The 21,173-nt window shown below is 34.7% G+C and carries 25 protein-coding genes; 17 read left to right on the forward strand and 8 right to left on the reverse strand.

Going from position 1 to position 21,173, the window contains the following annotated elements; genetic code table 11:
* Positions 1–8: 8 nt before the first annotated feature.
* From AC52J8_RS08535 to AC52J8_RS08565, 7 genes are all read left to right on the forward strand, one after another.
* Complete coding sequence (locus tag AC52J8_RS08535) at positions 9–1,832, forward strand: acyl-CoA dehydrogenase (RefSeq protein WP_208753275.1); 1,824 nt, start codon at positions 9–11, stop codon at positions 1,830–1,832.
* Between the two features lie 156 nt (positions 1,833–1,988).
* Positions 1,989–3,362, forward strand: a complete 1,374-nt coding sequence (locus AC52J8_RS08540; RefSeq protein ID WP_130172573.1) for an outer membrane protein transport protein — start codon at positions 1,989–1,991, stop codon at positions 3,360–3,362.
* 137 nt (positions 3,363–3,499) lie between these two features.
* Positions 3,500–5,140 (forward strand): AMP-binding protein, encoded by a 1,641-nt coding sequence (locus tag AC52J8_RS08545; RefSeq protein WP_208753274.1) that lies wholly within the window; start codon positions 3,500–3,502, stop codon positions 5,138–5,140.
* Between the two features lie 74 nt (positions 5,141–5,214).
* Positions 5,215–6,117 (forward strand): bile acid:sodium symporter family protein, encoded by a 903-nt coding sequence (locus AC52J8_RS08550; protein ID WP_014206870.1) that lies wholly within the window; start codon positions 5,215–5,217, stop codon positions 6,115–6,117.
* 765 nt (positions 6,118–6,882) lie between these two features.
* Positions 6,883–7,449: a TetR/AcrR family transcriptional regulator gene (locus tag AC52J8_RS08555; RefSeq protein ID WP_214285113.1), complete on the forward strand. Its 567-nt coding sequence runs from the start codon at positions 6,883–6,885 to the stop codon at positions 7,447–7,449.
* A 128-nt stretch (positions 7,450–7,577) separates the two neighbouring features.
* Positions 7,578–9,677, forward strand: coding sequence for a DEAD/DEAH box helicase (locus AC52J8_RS08560; protein WP_086398769.1), 2,100 nt, complete (start codon positions 7,578–7,580; stop codon positions 9,675–9,677).
* Positions 9,670–10,362, forward strand: a complete 693-nt coding sequence (locus AC52J8_RS08565; RefSeq protein WP_086398776.1) for a DUF2290 domain-containing protein — start codon at positions 9,670–9,672, stop codon at positions 10,360–10,362. Before AC52J8_RS08560 ends, AC52J8_RS08565 begins: the two co-directional genes overlap by 8 nt.
* Positions 10,363–10,750: 388 nt before the next feature.
* On the opposite strand, the gene AC52J8_RS08570 is transcribed toward AC52J8_RS08565, so the two are convergent.
* Genes AC52J8_RS08570 through AC52J8_RS08585 form a run of 4 tightly spaced genes read right to left on the reverse strand, consistent with a single transcriptional unit; the run spans position 10,751 to position 13,130 of the window.
* The gene (locus tag AC52J8_RS08570; protein WP_086398768.1) at positions 10,751–11,221 is read right to left on the reverse strand and encodes a putative periplasmic lipoprotein; all 471 of its coding nucleotides are present in this window, start codon (positions 11,219–11,221) and stop codon (positions 10,751–10,753) included.
* A gap of 1 nt (position 11,222) precedes the next feature.
* On the reverse strand, positions 11,223–11,834 hold the full coding sequence (locus AC52J8_RS08575) for a hypothetical protein (RefSeq protein ID WP_014206866.1): 612 nt from the start codon (positions 11,832–11,834) through the stop codon (positions 11,223–11,225).
* A gap of 5 nt (positions 11,835–11,839) precedes the next feature.
* Positions 11,840–12,373, reverse strand: coding sequence for a PAAR domain-containing protein (locus AC52J8_RS08580; RefSeq protein ID WP_014206865.1), 534 nt, complete (start codon positions 12,371–12,373; stop codon positions 11,840–11,842).
* A 22-nt stretch (positions 12,374–12,395) separates the two neighbouring features.
* Positions 12,396–13,130 (reverse strand): hypothetical protein, encoded by a 735-nt coding sequence (locus AC52J8_RS08585; protein ID WP_086398767.1) that lies wholly within the window; start codon positions 13,128–13,130, stop codon positions 12,396–12,398.
* A gap of 352 nt (positions 13,131–13,482) precedes the next feature.
* On the opposite strand from AC52J8_RS08585, the gene AC52J8_RS08590 reads away from it, so the two are divergent.
* A complete protein-coding gene (locus tag AC52J8_RS08590; protein ID WP_000770264.1) occupies positions 13,483–13,623 on the forward strand; it encodes a hypothetical protein in 141 nt (46 codons plus the stop codon).
* 128 nt (positions 13,624–13,751) lie between these two features.
* Positions 13,752–14,198, forward strand: a complete 447-nt coding sequence (locus tag AC52J8_RS08595) for a hypothetical protein (protein ID WP_057075146.1) — start codon at positions 13,752–13,754, stop codon at positions 14,196–14,198.
* 92 nt (positions 14,199–14,290) lie between these two features.
* On the opposite strand, the gene AC52J8_RS08600 is transcribed toward AC52J8_RS08595, so the two are convergent.
* Positions 14,291–14,686 carry a putative four-helix membrane protein gene (locus AC52J8_RS08600; protein ID WP_329958953.1) on the reverse strand — a complete coding sequence of 132 codons (396 nt, stop codon included), beginning with the start codon at positions 14,684–14,686 and terminating at the stop codon, positions 14,291–14,293.
* Positions 14,687–14,769: 83 nt separating this feature from the next.
* Between AC52J8_RS08600 and AC52J8_RS08605 the strand changes: the two genes are divergently transcribed.
* The 3 genes from AC52J8_RS08605 to AC52J8_RS08615 all read left to right on the forward strand — a co-directional run bounded on the left by AC52J8_RS08605 (position 14,770) and on the right by AC52J8_RS08615 (position 16,095).
* Positions 14,770–14,883 (forward strand): hypothetical protein, encoded by a 114-nt coding sequence (locus AC52J8_RS08605; RefSeq protein ID WP_014206862.1) that lies wholly within the window; start codon positions 14,770–14,772, stop codon positions 14,881–14,883.
* A 91-nt stretch (positions 14,884–14,974) separates the two neighbouring features.
* A complete protein-coding gene (locus AC52J8_RS08610) occupies positions 14,975–15,688 on the forward strand; it encodes a DUF2314 domain-containing protein (protein ID WP_086398775.1) in 714 nt (237 codons plus the stop codon).
* Positions 15,689–15,858: 170 nt separating this feature from the next.
* On the forward strand, positions 15,859–16,095 hold the full coding sequence (locus tag AC52J8_RS08615) for a hypothetical protein (protein WP_061875132.1): 237 nt from the start codon (positions 15,859–15,861) through the stop codon (positions 16,093–16,095).
* A gap of 254 nt (positions 16,096–16,349) precedes the next feature.
* Here the strand turns inward: AC52J8_RS08615 and AC52J8_RS08620 are convergent, their stop codons facing one another.
* Positions 16,350–16,526, reverse strand: coding sequence for a hypothetical protein (locus AC52J8_RS08620; RefSeq protein ID WP_171071502.1), 177 nt, complete (start codon positions 16,524–16,526; stop codon positions 16,350–16,352).
* A gap of 351 nt (positions 16,527–16,877) precedes the next feature.
* Between AC52J8_RS08620 and AC52J8_RS08625 the strand changes: the two genes are divergently transcribed.
* A complete protein-coding gene (locus tag AC52J8_RS08625) occupies positions 16,878–17,093 on the forward strand; it encodes a hypothetical protein (protein ID WP_068526816.1) in 216 nt (71 codons plus the stop codon).
* A gap of 127 nt (positions 17,094–17,220) precedes the next feature.
* Here AC52J8_RS08625 and AC52J8_RS08630 read toward each other — a convergent pair whose 3' ends face one another.
* Positions 17,221–17,685 (reverse strand): DoxX family protein, encoded by a 465-nt coding sequence (locus tag AC52J8_RS08630; RefSeq protein WP_086398765.1) that lies wholly within the window; start codon positions 17,683–17,685, stop codon positions 17,221–17,223.
* A gap of 244 nt (positions 17,686–17,929) precedes the next feature.
* Between AC52J8_RS08630 and AC52J8_RS08635 the strand changes: the two genes are divergently transcribed.
* On the forward strand, positions 17,930–18,289 hold the full coding sequence (locus AC52J8_RS08635) for a hypothetical protein (protein ID WP_171293751.1): 360 nt from the start codon (positions 17,930–17,932) through the stop codon (positions 18,287–18,289).
* Between the two features lie 29 nt (positions 18,290–18,318).
* On the opposite strand, the gene AC52J8_RS08640 is transcribed toward AC52J8_RS08635, so the two are convergent.
* On the reverse strand, positions 18,319–19,251 hold the full coding sequence (locus tag AC52J8_RS08640; RefSeq protein ID WP_086398764.1) for a LysR family transcriptional regulator: 933 nt from the start codon (positions 19,249–19,251) through the stop codon (positions 18,319–18,321).
* A 99-nt stretch (positions 19,252–19,350) separates the two neighbouring features.
* Here AC52J8_RS08640 and AC52J8_RS08645 point away from each other — a divergent pair, with 99 nt between their 5' ends.
* The 3 genes from AC52J8_RS08645 to AC52J8_RS08655 all read left to right on the forward strand — a co-directional run bounded on the left by AC52J8_RS08645 (position 19,351) and on the right by AC52J8_RS08655 (position 21,155).
* Positions 19,351–19,785, forward strand: a complete 435-nt coding sequence (locus AC52J8_RS08645) for a DMT family transporter (RefSeq protein ID WP_032063377.1) — start codon at positions 19,351–19,353, stop codon at positions 19,783–19,785.
* A 9-nt stretch (positions 19,786–19,794) separates the two neighbouring features.
* Positions 19,795–20,253 (forward strand): DMT family transporter, encoded by a 459-nt coding sequence (locus AC52J8_RS08650; RefSeq protein WP_086398763.1) that lies wholly within the window; start codon positions 19,795–19,797, stop codon positions 20,251–20,253.
* Between the two features lie 203 nt (positions 20,254–20,456).
* Positions 20,457–21,155 (forward strand): IclR family transcriptional regulator, encoded by a 699-nt coding sequence (locus AC52J8_RS08655; protein ID WP_002113797.1) that lies wholly within the window; start codon positions 20,457–20,459, stop codon positions 21,153–21,155.
* The last annotated feature ends 18 nt before the right edge of the window (positions 21,156–21,173 follow it).

Consider the following 21,173-nt stretch of genomic DNA (forward strand, 5'->3'; position numbering starts at 1 on the left):
AATAAACCATGAGCAATGAATTAATTCTATCTCGCCGTGATGTCGATTTTTTGCTATTCGATTGGCTAAAAGTCGAAGAACTCAGCCAACGCGATACTTTTGCAGGACAGGACCGTTTTGAATATACGTCTGTTTTAAACGTTTACGAGGCTTTGGCAACCGATTTATTTGCTCCACATAATAAAAAAAATGACAGTAACGAACCTGTTTTTGATGGGGAGCGTGTAACTGTCAATCCTGAAGTCGGGGTAGCACTAAAGGCCTTTGCTGACGCAGGTTTGATGAGTGCAGCGTTTCCGTCAGATTGGAATGGGATGAACTTACCCAATACCATCGAGCGTGCAGGTATGGCATATCTACTCGGTGCCAATTCAGGAACAGCGGGCTACGCCTTTTTAACCATTGGTAATGCAAATTTATTAATGGCTCATGGAGAACCTGAAAAAGTTAAACCCTATGTCAACGCCATGATAGAAGGCAAATGCTTCGGAACGATGTGTTTATCTGAACCGCAAGCAGGTTCAAGTCTGGCTGATATTCGTACACGTGCGATTAAAACAAAAGATGGTCGTTATCGTTTGTTTGGAAACAAAATGTGGATTTCAGGTGGCGAGCACGATATTTCTGACAATATTGTTCATTTGGTTTTGGCAAAAATTCCAGATGAAAATGGACAATTACCAGCAGGTGTGCAAGGTATTTCTCTGTTTACTGTACCGCGCAAATTACTCGATGAAAATGGACAGCCAAGTGAACGTAATGATGTGGTATTAGCTGGAATTAACCACAAGATGGGTTATCGGGGAACAGTGAATTGTGTGCTGAATTTTGGGGAAGGCCGTTTCACACCCGAAGGAGAAGCAGGCGCAATTGGTGAACTAGTCGGCGAAGCTGGTAAAGGGCTGGCCTATATGTTCCATATGATGAATGAAGCCCGAATTTCGGTTGGACTTGGGGCAGCAGCATTGGGATATACTGGTTATCTTCATGCTTTAGATTATGCAAAAACTCGAGTACAAGGCCGTTCTCGTAGTGAACGCAATCCAAGTTCTCCACAAATCCCGCTCATTCAACATGCTGATGTTCGCCGTATGCTCTTGGCGCAAAAAGCATATGTCTCAGGCGCATTAGCACTGTGCCTATATGCAGCTCGATTAACCGATGATATTCACTCGCTTGAAGATGCCGAGCAACGCGATCAAGCCCATCAATTACTTGATCTATTAACACCAGTGGTGAAAAGCTGGTCTTCTGAATGGGGGCTGGTGGCAAATGATTTAGCCATTCAAGTTCATGGCGGCTACGGTTATACCCGTGAATATAATGTTGAACAGTTTTATCGGGACAATCGACTCAACCCGATTCATGAAGGAACATTTGGCATTCAGGCGCTCGATTTATTAGGAAGAAAAACTCGTCTTAATCATGGACTGTCGATGAAGCTATTACATGAAAAAATCATGAATACGATCGCGCAAGCCAAAGCAGAGCCTTCTTTAAAAGATCATGCAGATCAATTAGACCAAAAATGGCAACTCATCCGAAATGTAACAGAGAAATTGCATGCTTTAACTGATGTAGAACTTCAACTGGCAAATGCCGCCAATTATTTGGAAGCTTTTGGACATCTTGTGGTGGGGTGGTTATGGCTTGATCAAGCGGTAGTCATTCATAAACTCATGCCGAACTCAACAGATCCTGATTTTCTGCGTGGGAAGCTTGCCGCGTGTGATTATTTCTTTGGCTGGGAAATGCCGAAAATTATGAGTTGGTTAGCGGTACTTGATCCGGTAGAGACAACTCCACTCAATATGTCAGAAGAATGGTTCTAATAAGAACCATTCCTTAACCGCGCTGTTTGAAAGGAAAGGAGAACAACCCGAATTTATAGAAAATACCTAATAAGAATCACTATGTAAAACAAACATCAGGCGTTCAGTAAAGAGCGCCCTAATAAGTAAAAATAAAAATCTAGGACGGATTAAAAGATGAAAAAGAAAACATTAGTCATGGTCATGGCTTCATTTTGTACGAGCCCACTCTATGCAGCAGCATTTGATCGAACAGGACAATCAATTTCTGCATTTCTACAACCTGGTAATTATTTTGAGGCAAGTTTATCTGTTTCAGACACTTCGTTAGAAGGACAAGAAGCGGGTACAAACCCAACACGTAATAGTATTTCTGATATTGCAAACTCTGATTATCGTCCCAGTGCAGCTTTGAAATTACAGTTAGCACCTCAGTTTTCATTTGGTTTTCTTTACGATCAGCCCTTTACTTCCGACTCAGAATATTATGGAAATAACAGCTTTGTTGCTAAGCCGAGTGATACGATTTTAGTACCGGGCATTGATTCAGCAACACTTGCCCAAAAGACCGGTGGAGAAGTCGTAACAGGGAACACCAAATCGAATTTTGTTATGCAAAATTTTAGTCTGATATTGGGTTATCAACCGGATAAGAACTGGAATTTTTATGCAGGTCCTGTTTATCAGACATTTAAAAGTAACGTCAATTTAAGAGGTCAAGTTTTCAGTTTATATAATGGCTATGACTTTAATGCCAAAGAAGTTGGAGATTGGGGATGGCTGGCAGGATTTGGTTATCAAATTCCCGAAAAAGCCATAAAAGCCTCATTAACCTATCGTTCAGAAATTATGCATGAAGTGACTGCCAATGAAAATGCGCCATTGGTTGATATGTTGAGTACGCAGCAAGGCCGTGATTTTCTTGATCAGCATTTGGCGTATATGGTTTCTATAGGACAACTCACTGAATCGCGTAAGGAGGCACTCAATCATATTGTTGCGGGCTTACCCGAAGCAGGCACATCAGGCTCAACTAAGTTTAGAGCGCCAGAGTCAGTGAATTTGGAATTTCAGACTGGATTACGCAAAGGGACTTTATTGTTCGGTAACGTACGTTGGGTTCACTGGAATGATTTTGAGTTTAAACCCTATCGTTTTGGCGAAATCTCAGAAGTTGTTGGGGTTCTATCAACGCCAAGTCGTCCAAATGGTTTTAATCTGGTTCGTTATTATGATGATCAATGGTCTGCCAATCTTGGAATTGGACAACGCCTAAGCGATAAATGGTCAGGTTCAGTTTCTGTAGGCTGGGACTCGGGAGCAGGTGAGCGCGTGTCCACAGGTGGGCCAGCTAAAGGTTATTACAGTGTTGGTCTTGGTGCGCAATATAGTCCAACTTCAAAATACTTTATTTCAGGTGGAATGAAGTATCTATGGCTTGGTGACGCCAAAGGTCAGCTTGGTGCTCAGGCAGGCAGTGAATATTATGTGGGTGAATATAAAAATAACTATTCAATCGGTTACGGTTTGAAAATTGGTTATAAATTTTAATTCAACTATTTGATGGATCGCTTAGTTATATAAACAGTTTATTTCTGCACGAGAGTAAGCAGATTAAAAGATTAAAGAAAATATAAAAAGTGGAGTAGGAACAGTTCCATTTCTCCCTCTCATAAAAGGACAATAAGATGACAAATCAGATCTGGTTAGATGAATATAAGCAATGGAATATAGAAAGCACGATTACATTGCCGGATGAACAAACTTCACTTCTCGATTTTTGGGACAACAGTTTTAATAAGTTCCAGCAAAGAAAGGCTTTTATATTTGCAGATCAATCTTTTTCTTATGCTGAAATCGATTTATATAGTCGACAAGTAGCAACTTTCTTGCAAAGTTTAGGGCTAGAAAAAGGTACACGTGTTGCCGTGATGATGCCCAATATTATTCAGTACCCAATTATTTCACTTGCCGTCATTCGTGCAGGTTACATTCTGGTCAATATTAACCCCCTCTATACAGCCCGCGAGTTAAAGCATCAATTAAATGATGCAGGCGCAAAAGTCTTATTTATATTAGAACAACTTTTACCTGTTTATGACGCTGTCAAAGAGCAAGTGGCGGTTGAACAAATTATTACCACCACCATGACTGAAATGTTGGTCGAGCAACCTACTGAATTAGACACCTTAGATTCTAAAAAATACGTTTTTAAGCAAATCTTATTGAAGGCAAATGCCCAAGACTATATACGTCCTAAGCTTGTTCTTGAGGATACTGTGCTTTTGCAATATACGGGCGGAACAACAGGTGTATCCAAGGGCGCAGAATTAACCCATAAAAATATTGTCGCCAACTTATTACAAAATAATGTGGTTTTTAAAAGCTACTTTGGTGACCGAGATGCTTTCGAAGATGAAATAGCGATCTGTGCCTTACCGCTTTATCATATTTTTGGTTTTACTGTCTGTTTATTGCACAGTGCAATGAATAAAGGTTATGCCACTGTTTTGGTTCCAAACCCGCGTGATTTAGACGCTCTCGTACATTGTTTTGAAAAATATCGTCCTACGGTTTTTCCTGCTGTAAATACTTTATTTAATGCGCTGATTAATCATGAAGGCTTTAATAAATTGGACCATAGCCGTTTAGAAATTACCACAGGCGGCGGTATGGCAATTTTGAAATCCACGGCCGATGGATGGGAAAAACTGACAGGACGTATTATCCGTGAAGGGTATGGCTTATCAGAAACTTCGCCTGTTGCGACTTTTAACCCGCCAATCTCTAATACTTTTAGTGGCACAATCGGTATTCCTGTACCGAGCACGGATATTGCTATTTTGGATGATGAAGGTCATCAATTAGCACCCGGTGAAACTGGAGAAATTGCGATTCGTGGCCCGCAGGTTATGAAAGGTTATTGGAATTTACCTGAAGAAACGAAAGCGGTCATGACTGCTGATGGTTTCTTTAGAACAGGTGATATTGGCTTTATGAATGAAAAAGGCTATACCAAAATTATTGACCGTAAAAAAGACATGATTTTAGTATCAGGCTTTAATGTTTTTCCGAACGAAATTGAAGAAGTTTTAGCCCAACATCCAAAAATTTTAGAAGTCGCCGTGGTTGGCATTGCAGATGAAAAATCGGGTGAAGTGCCTAAAGCCTTTATTGTCAAAAAGGATGATTCTTTATCGGTTGAAGAAATCCAAATCTATGCAAAAGAAAACCTGACTGGCTACAAACAACCACGCTATATTCAATTTATCAATGAATTACCCAAGTCGAATGTGGGTAAAATTTTAAGAAAAGAACTAAAAGTTTAATAAGAACTTTTAATTAAAAACATAAGCGTATGGGACTAGAAGCTCCATAAATAAATGAAAAAAGGAATGAGATTATGGGTTCAGGATTAATTACCGTATTTTTACCAATTGCACTCGCAATTATTATGGCTGGTTTGGGTCTAGAGTTGACCATAAATGACTTTAAACGCGTGCGACAACATCCAAAAGCCGTATTTATCGCATTATTTTGCCAACTGGTTATTTTAGTCGGTATTGCTTTTATTATTTGTAAGGTTCTTGCTTTACCACCAATGCTTGCTGTTGGATTGATGCTCCTTTCTGCGTCACCGGGCGGGCCAACAGCTAATTTATTTAGTTATCTCTATAAAGGTGATATTGCTTTAAATATTACTTTAACGGCTATAAATTCGGTCATCGCTGCCTTTACACTTCCGTTAATTGTGAATTTTGCAATACAACACTTTATGGAAAATGGACAAAATGTAGGTTTGCAATTCTCTAAAATCATACAGGTTTTTCTTATTATTTTAGTGCCCGTTGGGATCGGGATGTTAGTCCGTCATTTTGCGCCGCATACGGCCGAAAAGCTCAATAAACCTGTGCGTATCTTTGCTATCGTTTTTCTCGTATCAATCATCATATTGGCAGTTGCACGAGATTATCAAAATCTGATGACGTATATTGGGCAAATTGGATTGGCAACTTTGCTGTTTTGCGTATGTAGTTTAATGGTTGGCTATTTTGTTCCACGATTATTAGGTGTAAATAGCTTTCAGGCAAAAGCTTGCGCGTTTGAAATAGGAATTCATAACAGTACCTTAGCCATGACTATTGCTTTTACAGTAATGGCAAGCAGTATGGCCGCTATGCCAGCAGCAGTTTATTCATTATTTATGTACATTGTTGCTGCAATCTTTGGCACATTGTTAAATCGTCTAGAAAAGAAAGAGATCACACAAATATCACCTAAAACGTACTCAAAGAATCTTCAGTAATATCTGGCAGATAAAGGTATTTAACTACCACCAAACGTTTATAGTTTGAATTAAAAGAGGAGGCTAATACCTCCTTTTTTAGTCTCAAAATTTAAAATATTTATGGCCGAGTAAGCGCAGTCACAATAAAAAGAAAGCGTTAGAGTGCTGTTATAAAAGCAAATTGTTAAGCCAATATTTAAGGTTTTCCTTAATTATGTAATTAAATGAAAAACAATAATTTAATTAAATAATTTCTAGCCAATTTCACATTGACAGCTCAAATATTGAAGATTACCATTTGCAGGCTGGCCTACATTGCCAGTCGGTTTTGACGGACCGATGATCGACCACATCAGGATTATTTCTTCTGAGGAATAGTCTTGTGTGCACACCTCGTTCCCTCCCGTAGCGGTAGGACGGGAGTGGGACACCTTCGGGTGTGCTGGATGTCGAACCCAGTCCGTCAACCTGCTTCCGTTCTGCCACCATAATTTATAATGCTTTGGCAGAACTCCCAAAAGAAGGAGTTGGCTATGCACATTCATAAATTATCGGCAGTCACTGTCAAAATCTATCTCGACACAACTTAAATCAATTTAAAGCAGTTTGATGGGCCATAGGCTTTTCAGGCTTTAAATCATTACGTCTAAAACTTAGCAACAATAAAACTTGAGATGTGCCAAGCACAGTCTTTACGGCTTTGCTGTGCCTTTTTTTCTCCCAGAAAAGGCACAGGCTTTTTTATCTCTTTTAGCAACAACAAGAATTTATAACGGTAAAACGATGCCAACTTTAGAAAGATCTTCCAAAAAATTACAGATTATTCATACAGCAATAGAGCTGTTTAATATCTATGGATTTCACAATACGGGCGTGGACTTAATCGTCAAAAAATCCAAAATTCCTAAAGCCACTTTTTATAACTACTTTCACTCAAAACAGCGACTTATTGAAATGTGCATATGCTTTCAAAAAAGCAAACTCAAAGAAGAAGTGCTGGCAATTATCTACTCAAGCCGTTACCGAACCTCAAGCGATAAACTCAAAGAGATTATTGTTTTACATGTCAATTTTAATAGCCTGTACTATCTATTACTTAAAGCCATTTTTGAAACTAAACAGATTTACCCGCAGGCCTACCGTATAGCGCTTGAATATAGAAAATGGCTACTTAAAGAACTTTTTGATCTGGTTTTTAGTTTGGAAACTCATGCGTTAAAACCAAGTGCTGACATGGTTTTAAACCTAATTGATGGCTTGATGTTACAGATTTTAAGCTCAAAGAGTTTGGAGGAAAGGGATGTGGTGGTGGGGAGGTTTTTGGGGGGTGAACTTAAGTTAGACTGCTAATCTTAAAATATTACATTCATATACAATACGCCGAGGATAATTTTACAATAGACTTTATATGGATAGATTATTTTATTTAGATAAGGTTAGTGTAAAATAATAAAATTTTAGTACTTAAGGGAAGTAAAGTGGCCATTGAAACAATCATAGCAACCGAATTAGAGCCACATGGATTAGATAATCAACTTATTGATCATCTAAACGCTTATGATTCTGAAATAGGAATCCAAGATGGTATTTTATATTATGGCTATCCTGTGTTTAAAGGATATGAGGATAACACTGTCAAGACCAATTTTTTATTAATTTCGAAAAAAGTTGGGGTTGTTTTATTTGCTACTGCTAGTGAAAAATTTATTGATGATAAATTTGAGTCTTTAAATGATACATATAGTCACGTCAATAGTTTACTAATTAAAAGTTCAATTTTACGAAAAAGGAAAAATCTTTCTTTTGATATTGAAACAAAATTATTTTCACCAGCCAGTACTAAAGATGATGAGGATCTGCTTTCATCTATACAAGATTTAAATAATTTTTTAATTGAACAGGACGTTGATCTCACACAAGAACAAATAGATGAAATTCGATCAATATTAGAAGGTGCGAAAGCTTTATCTAAACCTACTCAAAGAAAGTCATTAGTTGAAGATAAAGAAAATAAATTAAATATTTTAATAAAACTAGAAGATGAGATCATTAATTTTGACTCCGAACAGAGGAAGGCTGCAATAAATCTCATCAATGGTCCTCAAAGAATTAGGGGTTTAGCTGGCTCAGGAAAAACAATTATTTTAGCAATGAAAGCTGCCTATATCCATTTACAATATCCTGAAAAGAAAATATTGTTTACGTTTTACACAAAGAGCTTATATAGTTTAATTTATAAAGTTATTAGTAATTTCTATAGACATTTCTCGGGTGGAGAGCCGAACTGGGAAAATATTGATGTACTTCATGCATGGGGTGGGTATAAGGTTGACGGTGTTTATTTTAATGCGGCAATAGATAATGGATATAATCCATTATCTTATAGAGATGTTCAAAATAAAAATGATCCATTTGAATTTGTTTGTGCTGATTTAGCGAAAAGAAAAATTAATAGTAAGTATGATTATATATTAATTGATGAGGCACAAGATTTGCCAGATGAATTCTTTCGATTATGCTATAAATTAGCTACAGGCAATACGGGTAAAGATAAAAATATTGTATGGGCATATGATGATCTTCAAACTATCTTTAATATTTATACTAGAACTCCATTAGAGCTTTTTGGAAGTGATAATGAGGGAAATCCTTTAGTAGATTTGACTTTATTTTCATCACATCTAACTTGGGGACAATCTAATGATATTGTATTACATAAGTGTTATAGAAACCCTCTAGATGTTTTAGTAACAGCTCATGCTTTAGGTTTTGGATTATATGATGAACCTGTTCAAATTTTAGAAAATATAGATCATTGGAAAGATGTTGGATATGAACTAATTAAGGGTAAGTATGAAGAAGGTGAAAATGTAGTTATTAGAAGGAATCCTGAAAATAGTCCATTATCAATATCAAAGTATCAAAGCAAAAATGAAATTATAAAAACATTTATTGCTTTTTCAATGGACCAAGAAATTAACTATATAATTAAAGAAATCCAGCATTTTATTGAGCAAGGGTTAAGACCTTCCGATATCATGATTATATCACTTGATGATAGGCATGCTAAAGCTTACTTTAAGAAGATTTCTTATAAATTAAGTGATTTAAACATATTAACAAATAATATTTTAGCTTCTAGTTCTGAAAACCCCCCATTTATTTTAGATAATATGATTACTCTTACTACTGTACATAGAGCAAAGGGAAATGAAGCTGCATGCGTATTTGTTTTAGGAATTGATTCACTTTATTCATTAAAGAAATTAAGACAAACACGGAATAAAATTTTTACTGCATTTACAAGAACTAAAGCATGGTTAAGAATTACAGGAGTTGGAGAAGAAGCAAATCATTTTAAAAAAGAAATTGATGAAAGCTTAGAAAAATCACCTAATTTAGAGTTCAATGTACCTAATAAAGCAACTTTAGATTATATTCAGCGTGATTTAAGTGAAAAAGAGCAATTGAAAATAAAATTTCGAGATGAAGTAAATAAACTTAAAGGAAATGGCTTTTCAATTGATGAAATTGAGGAGGAAATGCAAAGACTTCTCGGGGGATATGATAATGACTGATATAGATTTAAGCTTCTATATTAGAAAGGTGGCATCCCTAGCGAGAGATTTGGATATTGATTCACACCATGGTTCTAGAACTTCATTAAATGTTTCTAATGATTTAAAGAAGTTATGTAAAACATCTCCATATTATACGGAAATATATAATTATATTATTGATTATAATCAGTATAATATATCTTTAAAAGATCAAGGTTGTTTTCAATTTTCTGAATCCAGAAATAGTAATGGTGAACAAGAATTAAGGTATGCGTACTATCCTAATCCATATCAATTCATAGATTTAAAAGAAGAAGTTAAGTCTATTCAAGAATTATTCGATAGCGGGGAATTAACTGAGCTTGAGTATCAGCAGCTTATTAATGAAGCTGACTTTATTTTTGATATTCCACTAATTAGATATGATTACTCCCCTAGTCAATATGATGATAAGTTTCATCCTGCTTCTCATTTTCATATAGGATTTCATTCTGATAATCGATGGCCAGTTGCTAGAGTTTTAAATCCTTTAGTTTTTTTTGTTAAAATTATCTCATTATATTATGGAGATGTTTGGAGGGAGAAATTTAATTATGATGAAAATACATTAAATGATCTTTATGAACGTTATAAAGCTGAGAGTTATAATGTTCCTATAGATTATTTGGGAAAAGAAGATAATAAACGTTTAATTATATTTTAATTTTTTAAAATGATTAATTAGATGTAATTTTTAACTTAAATCTAATTAATCATTTAGATAGTTGTTTAAAGGGGTATAGATAAATTTAGAATTTAATTGAAATTCTAAATTTATTGATAAATATTTGAATGAAAGTGAAAAATTAGAAAAATTAATCTCAGATTAAGAAATTGATACTTTTACTAAGAAAAAAAGAATGTCATACCCAACTTAGAGAAATGTTGGATGAAGTTAATGATTTAACTTTACCAATAACACATAGTTTGAGAAAAGAACTAGGAGCTAAAACAGATATTAAATTAGACTATAAAATCCATCAAAACAATAAATAATAAATATAATGCTCAAATCCATTTTTTAAGATCTATTCATAAATATAAAAAGCCGCTTAAAGCGGCTTTATGGTTATATTACATGGATAGTCAAAAATTTCTGGATTTTCCTTTCTCAAAGCTTCTTGCCATTTTGGTTGTTTTTCTTTGAGCCATTTATTTAAATCAGGCTCTTGCTCAATACTATGCTTTACAGCTTTTACATAAGTTGGGTTATTAACAAACTTACTCATTAAACATAAAGTATTTAAAGCAACAGGTCTTACAGACTTTTCAAGTTTAGACTCTGCACTTGCTTGGTCATCATATCTTTTTAATAAACCAAGCTTAAATAAAGCATCATCGTACAATTGTTTGCTTAAAGCAGTAGGAGCTTGTTTTGGAGCTAAAGCATAAGTACCGGCATCAAGATTGAATACAGTAGGCAAAAAGGTAGCTTGAATATCTAGTTCTTCTTGTGGGGTTGGTTTGGCACTACAAGCAGTAGTAAAAATAGGTAAAAGGCAAATTAATAAATATTTCTTCATTCTAGAAGATTCCTTCGATTTCATCAGGATATAATCCTTGAGCAGCTAAGGTTTTTAACATAGTAGGATTGTAGTCTTGGTTAAAGTTTTGTCGATACATCTTTCTATTAATTTGTGTAGCATAACCATTTTTTCGTGAAATCATATGTGCCCCAGTCATGATATCGTCAATCCGTAAATCATCGATAGCACCTTTTAGACCAACTAAATCTTCAATCGCAAAAGATGTTCCAAATCGGGTAGTGAAAGCATTACTTTGGAAAACTGCCATTAAAACAGCTGCATCTTTTTCATAATGTTTTCTTAAATAATTTTGAAACTTTACATACATTCCAGTATGAAAGCCCGTAGAAATTAAAACGTCTTCGTTTAATTTGGCAATGTCATATTCCATGCCAAATCGTACTGCCAATAAAAACTCTAATTTATTCCTTCTTTCTACATATTCCCATTGTTGTAAAGACATCATGAAGGTGTAAGGCATCGCAATTGGTCGATCAAATTGTAAATAACAGAATGGCTTAGGAACATTACAGCTTTCAACTTTAGAAGGATAGCCATCCCAAGCTTTGCTATTAGGGGGAATATTCTTAGTAATTGGCTGATTACCCATAATTCTTACTCCAAAGGTGGCATTGGTTCTGAAAGATCTAAGGTTTCGATTTTGACTTGTTCAGGTTTTACGCCGGTCACAGTAAGTTCCGTTTTTCCTGCTTTATTAGTTTTACCTTCTATCTGTTCACCATTTGGAAGAGTAAGAATATATGGAAAATCGGTTAATGGTTTACCTGTATTTGGATCTTTAAATTTGAAAATGACACTATTTTCTTTTTCTGTATTTTGAACCAAGCTATCGTTTGTTGTAGAGCTTCCAGATCCGCTTGAACTGCCTTGATCACGAACTAATAAATTCTGACTTGGTAAAAAGGTTGCACCACAGCTAGTTTTATCACCAGCGACAATTATTGCACGACCATTAATCACAACAAGCGGGCTACTTGAGAGAGCAGTGACAGTAACTTTACATTTAGGGCAAAAATGAGTCATGCCCTCGACATGGGCGGCCTTACCATCAATTAGATATGTACTATCTCCAGTACTAACTATGCCACCGTGATCAGTGGTATTGCCGATAACAATTGCTGGTTTCATTAATAACTCCTAAAATAAATAATTATTTTTTATAACCTTTTCTTTGTAATCTTAATTGTGGATTATTACTTTTAAGTTTAGTAAAAGTTTTGGCTTGCCAAGGTTGTAGGAGAAAACTTGTTAACCATCCAGTTCCAAGAACTACAACAACAATCAAGAAATAATACCATAGAGCAATAGGTTCATTATTTTGGAATTCTTTTGATAAGAATAGAGCTTTTAAGAATATAAAAGCTAAGTAACAATAAATGAATAGCCATATGCAAAGTGGAATATATACTACCCAGAAATTTACCCATTTTTTTAGAATATATCTGTCTCCAGATTTTTCTAAATATTTGTCAAGTCTCAGAGAATATAGTCTTTTGGCTCGCTTAGGATCTTTGCGAGTAAATAAATATTTTAGTGTAAAAATATCGATTAAATTACTCTTAAAGTAGCTATTCAAAAGTGCTAATTCTTTAAGAGAGTTGGCATATAAAGCGTAGGGTTTATTCTTGGCTTGGTCTGCTTTTAATGGTTCAAAGTCTATTAGCTCATTTAATGCTTTAATATCGTCTTCGGTTGTATTTGGACTAGTAAAAATTTTAGAAAAAAAGATAGAGAAGAGTTTTAAAATTCCAATTTTCTCTAGGATAGTAATAAGCATTGATACAATTAAAATAAATGCGATAATAATTATACAAGTTTTCTTAATTTCTTCAGGTAAACCCAGCCTATCTAATAATTCTACAAAACTATTTAATTGATTTGCCATATCTAAAAATTATTAATATTTGAAATATCTTTATTTTGACAAAGAATATAATAAACAGCAATCATAAAATGTTATTTAAATCACATTTTAATTGTTTTTTGCGATAATTTTAACTTACTATGAAAAATGAAAAATATTTAAAGAATTTAATTTTATCTTAAAATTCAATGATGATCATTAATTATTCTTAGTATAAATACATAGTGTTAAAGGAAAAAAACTCACCAAGATATGGGCCTTTTTTATTACACATTGCTTAAAAAATATACAGAAAACTCTCTTAAACGAGTTGGAACGCTACAAACGCGAATGATACTTTAAGTTTCACTCTTCCCAATAAGTGAGGTGAGCAATGAAATTGTTAGCTTTGATTAGTATGGGAGTTGCAGCGAGTTATTGGTATAAAACTATAAAAGATAGCAAGCCAACTCTTCTGAAACCTAATTTTGATGAAATAGTAAAAAACTTTGTATTAGCAGAATTTAAAGCCTAATGCATTTAATAATCTTAATTAAATAAAAAGCTCATCGGAAGATGGGCTTTTTTGTTGTAGTGGTGTTTATTGAGTTTAGAGCTAGTCGGTATTTATAATTGCACCAAATTTTTAAATACTAATGGCAAATGACAACTACTACAGTAAGGCTTAATCACACCTCATCTTCTGGCACTAGAGGAGACGGACGTGATCAGAAAGAAAAATTTATAGATTATTGTGAATATAAGTATTTTCTACCTGATAGTCAGAAATGGGGTGTTTCAGTGAAAACTGAATTAACTCAAGCAGAAATAATAGAAAAGCAAAAATGCAATGACGCTATCAATAATCCTTTCACATCAGAATACTATCTTTTGCTTTGTCTCATAATTATTACGATTATATTTTTCACTTTTTGGAATATGAAAGGTTATCTTTCTATAAAAAGAAGAGAGCAAGAGACAGGAATTAAAGCGAATATATCATTTGAAATGAAAATCATATGTTTAGTTTCATTCTTTCTTACTCTCATTGTCGCGGGAGTATTGTACGCTCTCTATTTTCTATATCTTAATTATAAGTATCAGTACTGAAGTATCTAAGTTAGTCGAACATGTTTCGCTATATAAATCCCACTAAATATTGATTATTATTGGGATTTTTAATTTATATATTAGATAGCTTCTTAGGTTCTTCTTAAAAAAAACAATAATCCAAAACAAAATATAAATACAATATACCAAGTGTCTCTTACAAGTTGATAGTCGCCTATACTTTGTAGTATTTCAAATATAGGTCCACATGCAAATATTGATACCATTACATATCCTGCAAGTGTAATGCCCCAGTCATCAAGACCAAGTTTACGTTCTGGTTTTTCACCAGTTGATTTTCGTTTAATCCATTTTAAGAATGACTTATAATAAAAATATAAAGCTCCAATCCCCACAATCATTAATATAAGTGTGTCGAGGGGGCCACTATAAGAGGAGCTTCCTATTCTTGGACTCATATGTATTGCAGCTAATCCATGAAGTGATAGAGACAATAATATTAATAATGTACTTAATTTTTTGATCATAATAAATATAACTGAACTAAACCTAAACTTTAGGAAATTAACTAACTGCAAAATTTAATTTATATAAAAGGTAACCTGTTTGAATGGGCTTTGCTAGAGGTTTTTTCTCAAGAATCTTACTTTGGCTTGGTCTTAGCCTTGGCCGTTATTTTTTTATAAATATTAGTGTCATTGTTAAGAAATTTAAAGATATTTAAATTTATCATAGTGTTATTATAAGCAAGTTCAATATTAATTAACTGTAATATGGATTATATGAATAAATTGCATAAGAATGAATCTCCAGAAATGATTCTAGCTTTTGAGAGTGCTATAAGTACATTTAAATATTTTTGGCGTGAACTTTATTGGGAATATCGACGGATTGTTCCAGCTTTAGAACTGGCTTATGTGAAGTGTGCATTTATCCAAGAAAACCTTGAAGATAAAAATCAACCTTTAATTGAGTATATGTGGATTGATCAAGTTGATTTTGATGGCAGTATAATTTCAGGAACTTTGTTAAACGAACCTTATATTATTGATAATGTGCAAGCTGGTGAAACAGTAAGGCTTCAATTTGAGTCTATAGTCGATTGGATGTTCTTATCTAATGGCACTGTTCATGGTGGGTTTACGATTCAAGAACATCGTAAGACCTTAAATGCATCAGATCGTAAAGAATATGATGAGGCATGGGGGATTGATTTTGGTAATCCTGATGAAATTTTTCTAGTTTATGAGCAGAAAAATTGTCCCGAAAACCTAGATGAACACCCCATGTGTAAGAATATTTTGGATCAGTTCATAAATATTATAAAGACAGACCCTGCAATCATTACTGAAAAAGATGAAAGTGGTAATCAATTATTACATCGTGAAGTTATAGCGGGTAATTATTTATTTGTTCAAGAGCTTTTAAGGTTGAATACGAATAAGTTGGAGGTAAATAATCAATCAATGACTCCTTTAGATTTGGCTCATAAGATGGGTTGGACCAATATTGTAAGTTTACTTAAGTAGCTTTGAATCTAGCCCTCTAATGGAGGGCTTTTTTGTTGTGATGGATCCTAAAATTACTTTACTGAAGAAGCCATCTAATTAGATGATCGATTTTTTAGTCATGAAAAAATAATACAGCTCAAAGAACGGCGTGTTATGGTATGTAAACACCTCCAAAATATGGATTAGATATGTCAGACAATACAACGAAATGGCTTTGTGTAGGTGGTGTACTAAGTGGAGAATGGAGAGAGCAGCAATTAGAAGCTTTTGATGTTGACCCTAATGATTTAAATACTCATAGTTATGAACCAATGAAACTTATTAACCCTGTTACCAAAGCAGAACAGCACTTTTATGTATATACGGAGTTACAGGAACAGGCATATGATAGGGCAATAAATTTTGCCTTATACAAAAATCAATAAGGATGAGAGAGCACTTAGGTGCTCTTTTTAATGAGTGGGTAAGTACTGGTTAAGTAGAAATACAATTAAAAAAGCCCCTCATATCTGAGAGACTAGTCATATCAATTTTCTGGAATGAATGGCTGCAATTTCTTAAAATAACTAAACAAATCAAATTGATAAAAGTAGTTAATAGTATAATAAATCAGTGCACTAATTTATTCTTAGTAGTAGCAGGACCTCAAAATAACTTCCAAGGCACTGTTAATAAGAAATTATTTGTTATTTGGATCAGGTTGATCATTATTCTCTGGCAGATCTTTTACGGTGCCAGGAACTTCTGATGGTTGAGTTTCGGTAGGTGGTTGTGTTGCAGAATGCTTATTCATTTGGGCTTTAATGACATTAGCGTTGTTAGTTGTATTTTGAGAAAAACTTTTAAAACCTGACATTTTTATCTTCTTATCTTCACTAGGGAAAGTTCATACTACGCTTTAAATCACTTTACATTACGGTTGTTTTAAGATTGATATGTGTTGATATGTCATAGAAATGGACTTTATTTCGACTGTATATTTCGTAAATAAAATCAATTATATGTAACCTGTTGAGTCTTATCCTTTAAAACTAGAAATTATCCTATCTCAATTTCAAGTAGGGGTACATAAAGCACACATATATAAATTTTCTCAATGTACAGATGATTAAATTTTAAAAATTAATTTAAATTAGTTGCCTACAAAATATTGATAGTATAAAAATTTTGTTAAGCATAATATGTCTAATTAAATTGGAGCATATAAATGCTAAAAGACATTACAATTATTGATTACCAAGGAAAAGAAACAAGGGCACAGGCAAACTATACAGAGGAAAATACTAATAAAATCAAACATTCATCTAGAGTTCAGAGAACTAAAGTTGAATATATTTTATTAAGAGGTGAATTTATTTACCCTACTTTAAATATGGTTTTCAACAGTTCTGATGGCAACAGCTATTATATAGAATATAAATGACCTACTTCGGTGGGTTTTTTAATGAGTGATCTTATATATAAAAAGACCAGTTAATTGGTCTCTATTAGTCGAACATGTTTAGCTATACGAAGTCCTGCTAAAGATTTATTGTTAGCAGAACTTTTATTTACATATACTTTTTAAATAACAAATGATCAAGAGTTAAAGGATCAGGCTTTTTGGAAAGAATAAAAGTTAGAATAAATATATAAAGCAGATCATGAATATAAAAAAACCAACTTGTCCAAGTTATTAAATCTAGTCCTGATGGAATTGTATAGATGCCTACTGTGATGAATGCAATAAAACAAATAAAGATTAAGATCAAACAAGAAAGTTGAGTAAAAAGCCCGATGATAAGCATTAGTCCTAGTACAAACTCACAAAGAGACACAAAGACTGCCATGAATTCAGGAAATGGTATTCCTGCATGAATTATGGTATCCAACATAATTTGCTGATTCTTTTCTACAAAAAGCTTGTTGTATCCAGTTGTTAAAAAGAATAGACCAACTGATATTCTTATTAAGGCTACGGAAAAATTACTAAATTGTGGTGAGTAGAGGGGATTATGGAAAAATATTTTCAACATAGAGCGGGAAAAAGTGGAGAAATATTCTAGAAATATGGATGAAGTGTTCACGCTTAAGCAAGTTTCGTGATGTATGATATTTGTCTTCCAATTCTCTACGCTAAAAAGCAATCAACTGATTTTATTTTAAAAATTAATAGATTATCACAATGCGGTAAGCCCTATGCTATATGGGCTGTGGGCGGGGGTTACCTTTCTAATTTATGATATATTAGTTTTAAATAGATAATTAGTATTTAGAAATATGAAAAAGTATGCTCTTTGGGGGCTTATGATAAGCCTGCTTTCAGCTTGTTCAAATAATGTATTAAACGCAGAAGCTCCTAAACCAGCTCAAGGACAACAACAAGAGATAGAATCTAAGCCTGTAGTGCCTAGCACAAGTAAAGAATGGGATGCGTCTTTTGATTGTGATCCAGTTAAAGCTAAGAATCTCATAGGTAAAACTGATTTAACAGAAAAGCAGATCCTATCGATGACTAATGCAAGAGTCTATCGAAGTGCTTACATTGAGGAGCCAGTTACAGAAGAATTTCGCCCCGACAGAGTCACTATAGTAATCAACCCAGAAACTAAAAGAATAGTTGCTAGTATGTGCGGATAAGTCTTTATAGATTTGTTATAAATAAAAAATTAATTCTGCCAATACGGTGTGTCTCCATAGATTTCAGCAAAATAATCTATTACCACTCGAATATTTAAGGGAGGATGGCGGACATTTGGATAAATGGCTGCAATATGTTGTGGCTGGGATTTAATCGCGAATTCATATTCAGGTAAAAGCTTGATTAAATATCCTTGTTTTAAAGCTTCACCAATCAGCCAATCAGGAAATAGAACAATCCCCATACCATGAAGCGCAGCTGTCATTAAGCTCTCGGCATTGTTTGAAGAAAGTAAGGGGGTAATTGGATAATGTATCCATTCTTCATTGGGCTTCCGCACTAACCAACGGTTAGGCCCTTCAAAACCTTTATAGACTAGACATTTGTGTTGATTAAGTTCTGCTGGGTGATCAAGCGTACCGTATTTAGCAACATACTGAGGAGAGGCGGCCAAATGATACTTTTGTGTAGCAAAAATACGTGCATGAAATGATGAATCAGTTAGCGTTCCAATGCGAAATATTAAATCGGTGCTTTCGCGTAATGGATCTATAAATTCGTCGGTTTGAATTAGCTCTATTAAAAGTCTTGGATAACGTTCTGATAAACCCGCCAACCACGGCGCGATATGCCGTTGACCAAAAAATACAGGAGCATTGATGCGGACGAGTCCCGATGGCTCTATGGTTTTATCTTGTAAAGCCTTTTGTGCTTCATCAAATTGTTCAGTAATTCTTTTTGCATATTCAAAAAATAATTTGCCCGATTCGGTCGGTGTGATTGCTCGCGTATTACGGTAGAAAAGTTGCTGTCCCAACGCATCCTCAAGCTGTTGGATGGTTCGAGAAATCATAGATGCAGACACATCTTCTTTACGCGCTACATTCGAAAAGTTTTGAGCATTGTAAACACTAATAAAGAACCGAAGCGTGCGGATATCAATCGAATTTGTTAAATCCATTTGTGCAATTTCTGCAAAAGTGATTCATGAATTATGCTGTTTTTCTGATGAATTGGCTACCTTAGTATTGGTTGCCTAGATACAGAAGAGGCAATGTAGATGCAAATTCTATTACTACTCCTAACCATTTTAGGGGGAATGGGGCTGTCGGTCGAAGCAGGGCTTTTAGGGCCGTTAGGAAAGGAAGTGGGTGAGTTGTGGGCCACCTTTAGTATTTTTGGTGTGGGTGCAGCACTTACCTTTTTACTCATGTTGTTTTTTAGTCCACGTAATAGTCCTTCATTTTTTACACTTCCATCTTGGCAATTACTGGGTGGGGTTTTGGGTCCTGCTTACGTCATTATTTTGACCATTACTACTCCAGTTATCGGTATTGCCATGACAATGATAGGCATTTTAGCGGGACAGGTATCTAAAAGCCTGATCATCGACCACTATGGTTTACTAGGAACTCCACATCGGAAAGTAGACCGTAAACGAATTTTGGCACTCATCTTTATTGTTGCTGCACTTGTACTTGTCGCAAAAGCATAGGAGACCCGCATGACAATTTTAATGATTCTTCTCGCCGTCATTGGTGGTGCTTTATTGAGTGTACAGGCCGCAATTAATGGTCAACTTGGAGCAAAAGTTGGTGTATTTCGTAGTGCTTTTTTGACTTTCTCAGTCGGTGCTTTAATTACGGCGCTCCTTATTTTTTACTTTGAACCAAAACAAACCTTAACCTTGTTAGATGTTCCCAAATGGCAGTTGTTGGGTGCTATGTGTGGAGTGCCGTATATTGTCATTATGGTAATGGCCGTGCAAAGAATTGGAGCTGCCGTAGCTACGGTAGCTGTAATTTTTGGACAACTTTTGATGAGTATCTTGATTGATAACTTTGGCTGGTTTGGTAATGAAATGCTCTCTTTTTCACCGTATCGATTAGGAGCGCTAATCTGCCTAGGGATTGCTTTATATTTTATCTATTCAAGTAGTAAAGACAAAAAGATAGAGGCGTAATACACGCTTAAAATTGAAATTAATATAGCTCTCATTGTTAGTCGTAAAGCATACTAATAATGAGGCTATACTTCATATTTTAAGTACTTTGATAAATGAAAGAAGTTGCTGTCGAGAGATAGAATTAAAATATAAGAAATATGGTAAAGTTAAAAACCTAATTCAATACATTAAAATTGATATCAAGCTATTGTAGGAAAAACATGGTTAAAATTAAACCTCACCCAGCAACAAGCGGAAATGCATCGGCTGATCGCCTTTTAACTTTGTTAACTGCTTTTAGAATAGGTGATAAATCTTTAACCCTAGCAGAACTCGCAGAACGAACAGAATTAAATAAAGCAACTATCATGCGCTTAATTGTTTCGCTAGAAGATTTTGGTTTTGTTAACCGTCTTTCGGATGGCAGATATACGCTTGCCAGCGAAGTTATGCGTTTAAATACAATTTATCAAGATGCTTTAGATCTAGAGAGGCATGTGGTTCCGTGTTTACAGCAACTTGTTGATGAAACTGGTGAAACTGCTTCATTTTACGTTAAACATGGGGCATATCGTCTTTGCCAATACAGAGTGAACTCTACCCATCGACTGCGTGTTCATATTCAGCCGGGCGAAGTTCGACCAATGGATGGGGCAGCAGGCGCTCAAGCATTGCGATCAACACACGAACAAGTTTTAGCGAGAACTGAACCTTTTTATTCAACGGGTGTAACGGAGCCACATGCTGCTTCAATGGCATTGCCAGTATTTGACGCTCAAAATGATGTAGTTGGAGCATTAGTCGTTTCGGGGCCATCAAGTCGTTTTACTGCGGAAATTGCAAAATCTGTGGGGGATTTTTTCTTCAAAATTGCAGATGATTTAACAAAAAGTTTAGGTGGTAAGAGTATTCGTAATTAATTCTAATATTGTAGATAT

The sequence above is a fragment of the Acinetobacter sp. S-1 genome (genome assembly GCF_059579785.1).

What these genes read in the sequence shown, in the direction of transcription:
- AC52J8_RS08635 (WP_171293751.1), top strand. Translation starts at nt 17,930, where the DNA reads ATGAAAAAGTATGCTCTTTGGGGGCTTATGATAAGCCTGCTTTCAGCT.
- AC52J8_RS08590 (WP_000770264.1), top strand. Translation starts at nt 13,483, where the DNA reads ATGAAATTGTTAGCTTTGATTAGTATGGGAGTTGCAGCGAGTTATTGG.
- AC52J8_RS08630 (WP_086398765.1), bottom strand. Translation starts at nt 17,685, where the DNA reads ATGTTGAAAATATTTTTCCATAATCCCCTCTACTCACCACAATTTAGT.
- AC52J8_RS08555 (WP_214285113.1), top strand. Translation starts at nt 6,883, where the DNA reads ATGCCAACTTTAGAAAGATCTTCCAAAAAATTACAGATTATTCATACA.
- AC52J8_RS08640 (WP_086398764.1), bottom strand. Translation starts at nt 19,251, where the DNA reads ATGGATTTAACAAATTCGATTGATATCCGCACGCTTCGGTTCTTTATT.
- AC52J8_RS08655 (WP_002113797.1), top strand. Translation starts at nt 20,457, where the DNA reads ATGGTTAAAATTAAACCTCACCCAGCAACAAGCGGAAATGCATCGGCT.
- AC52J8_RS08605 (WP_014206862.1), top strand. Translation starts at nt 14,770, where the DNA reads ATGGGCTTTGCTAGAGGTTTTTTCTCAAGAATCTTACTTTGGCTTGGT.
- AC52J8_RS08580 (WP_014206865.1), bottom strand. Translation starts at nt 12,373, where the DNA reads ATGAAACCAGCAATTGTTATCGGCAATACCACTGATCACGGTGGCATA.
- AC52J8_RS08600 (WP_329958953.1), bottom strand. Translation starts at nt 14,686, where the DNA reads ATGATCAAAAAATTAAGTACATTATTAATATTATTGTCTCTATCACTT.
- AC52J8_RS08550 (WP_014206870.1), top strand. Translation starts at nt 5,215, where the DNA reads ATGGGTTCAGGATTAATTACCGTATTTTTACCAATTGCACTCGCAATT.
- AC52J8_RS08540 (WP_130172573.1), top strand. Translation starts at nt 1,989, where the DNA reads ATGAAAAAGAAAACATTAGTCATGGTCATGGCTTCATTTTGTACGAGC.
- AC52J8_RS08610 (WP_086398775.1), top strand. Translation starts at nt 14,975, where the DNA reads ATGATTCTAGCTTTTGAGAGTGCTATAAGTACATTTAAATATTTTTGG.
- AC52J8_RS08565 (WP_086398776.1), top strand. Translation starts at nt 9,670, where the DNA reads ATGACTGATATAGATTTAAGCTTCTATATTAGAAAGGTGGCATCCCTA.
- AC52J8_RS08625 (WP_068526816.1), top strand. Translation starts at nt 16,878, where the DNA reads ATGCTAAAAGACATTACAATTATTGATTACCAAGGAAAAGAAACAAGG.
- AC52J8_RS08650 (WP_086398763.1), top strand. Translation starts at nt 19,795, where the DNA reads ATGACAATTTTAATGATTCTTCTCGCCGTCATTGGTGGTGCTTTATTG.
- AC52J8_RS08570 (WP_086398768.1), bottom strand. Translation starts at nt 11,221, where the DNA reads ATGAAGAAATATTTATTAATTTGCCTTTTACCTATTTTTACTACTGCT.
- AC52J8_RS08595 (WP_057075146.1), top strand. Translation starts at nt 13,752, where the DNA reads ATGACAACTACTACAGTAAGGCTTAATCACACCTCATCTTCTGGCACT.
- AC52J8_RS08545 (WP_208753274.1), top strand. Translation starts at nt 3,500, where the DNA reads ATGACAAATCAGATCTGGTTAGATGAATATAAGCAATGGAATATAGAA.
- AC52J8_RS08615 (WP_061875132.1), top strand. Translation starts at nt 15,859, where the DNA reads ATGTCAGACAATACAACGAAATGGCTTTGTGTAGGTGGTGTACTAAGT.
- AC52J8_RS08645 (WP_032063377.1), top strand. Translation starts at nt 19,351, where the DNA reads ATGCAAATTCTATTACTACTCCTAACCATTTTAGGGGGAATGGGGCTG.
- AC52J8_RS08575 (WP_014206866.1), bottom strand. Translation starts at nt 11,834, where the DNA reads ATGGGTAATCAGCCAATTACTAAGAATATTCCCCCTAATAGCAAAGCT.
- AC52J8_RS08535 (WP_208753275.1), top strand. Translation starts at nt 9, where the DNA reads ATGAGCAATGAATTAATTCTATCTCGCCGTGATGTCGATTTTTTGCTA.
- AC52J8_RS08620 (WP_171071502.1), bottom strand. Translation starts at nt 16,526, where the DNA reads ATGTCAGGTTTTAAAAGTTTTTCTCAAAATACAACTAACAACGCTAAT.
- AC52J8_RS08585 (WP_086398767.1), bottom strand. Translation starts at nt 13,130, where the DNA reads ATGGCAAATCAATTAAATAGTTTTGTAGAATTATTAGATAGGCTGGGT.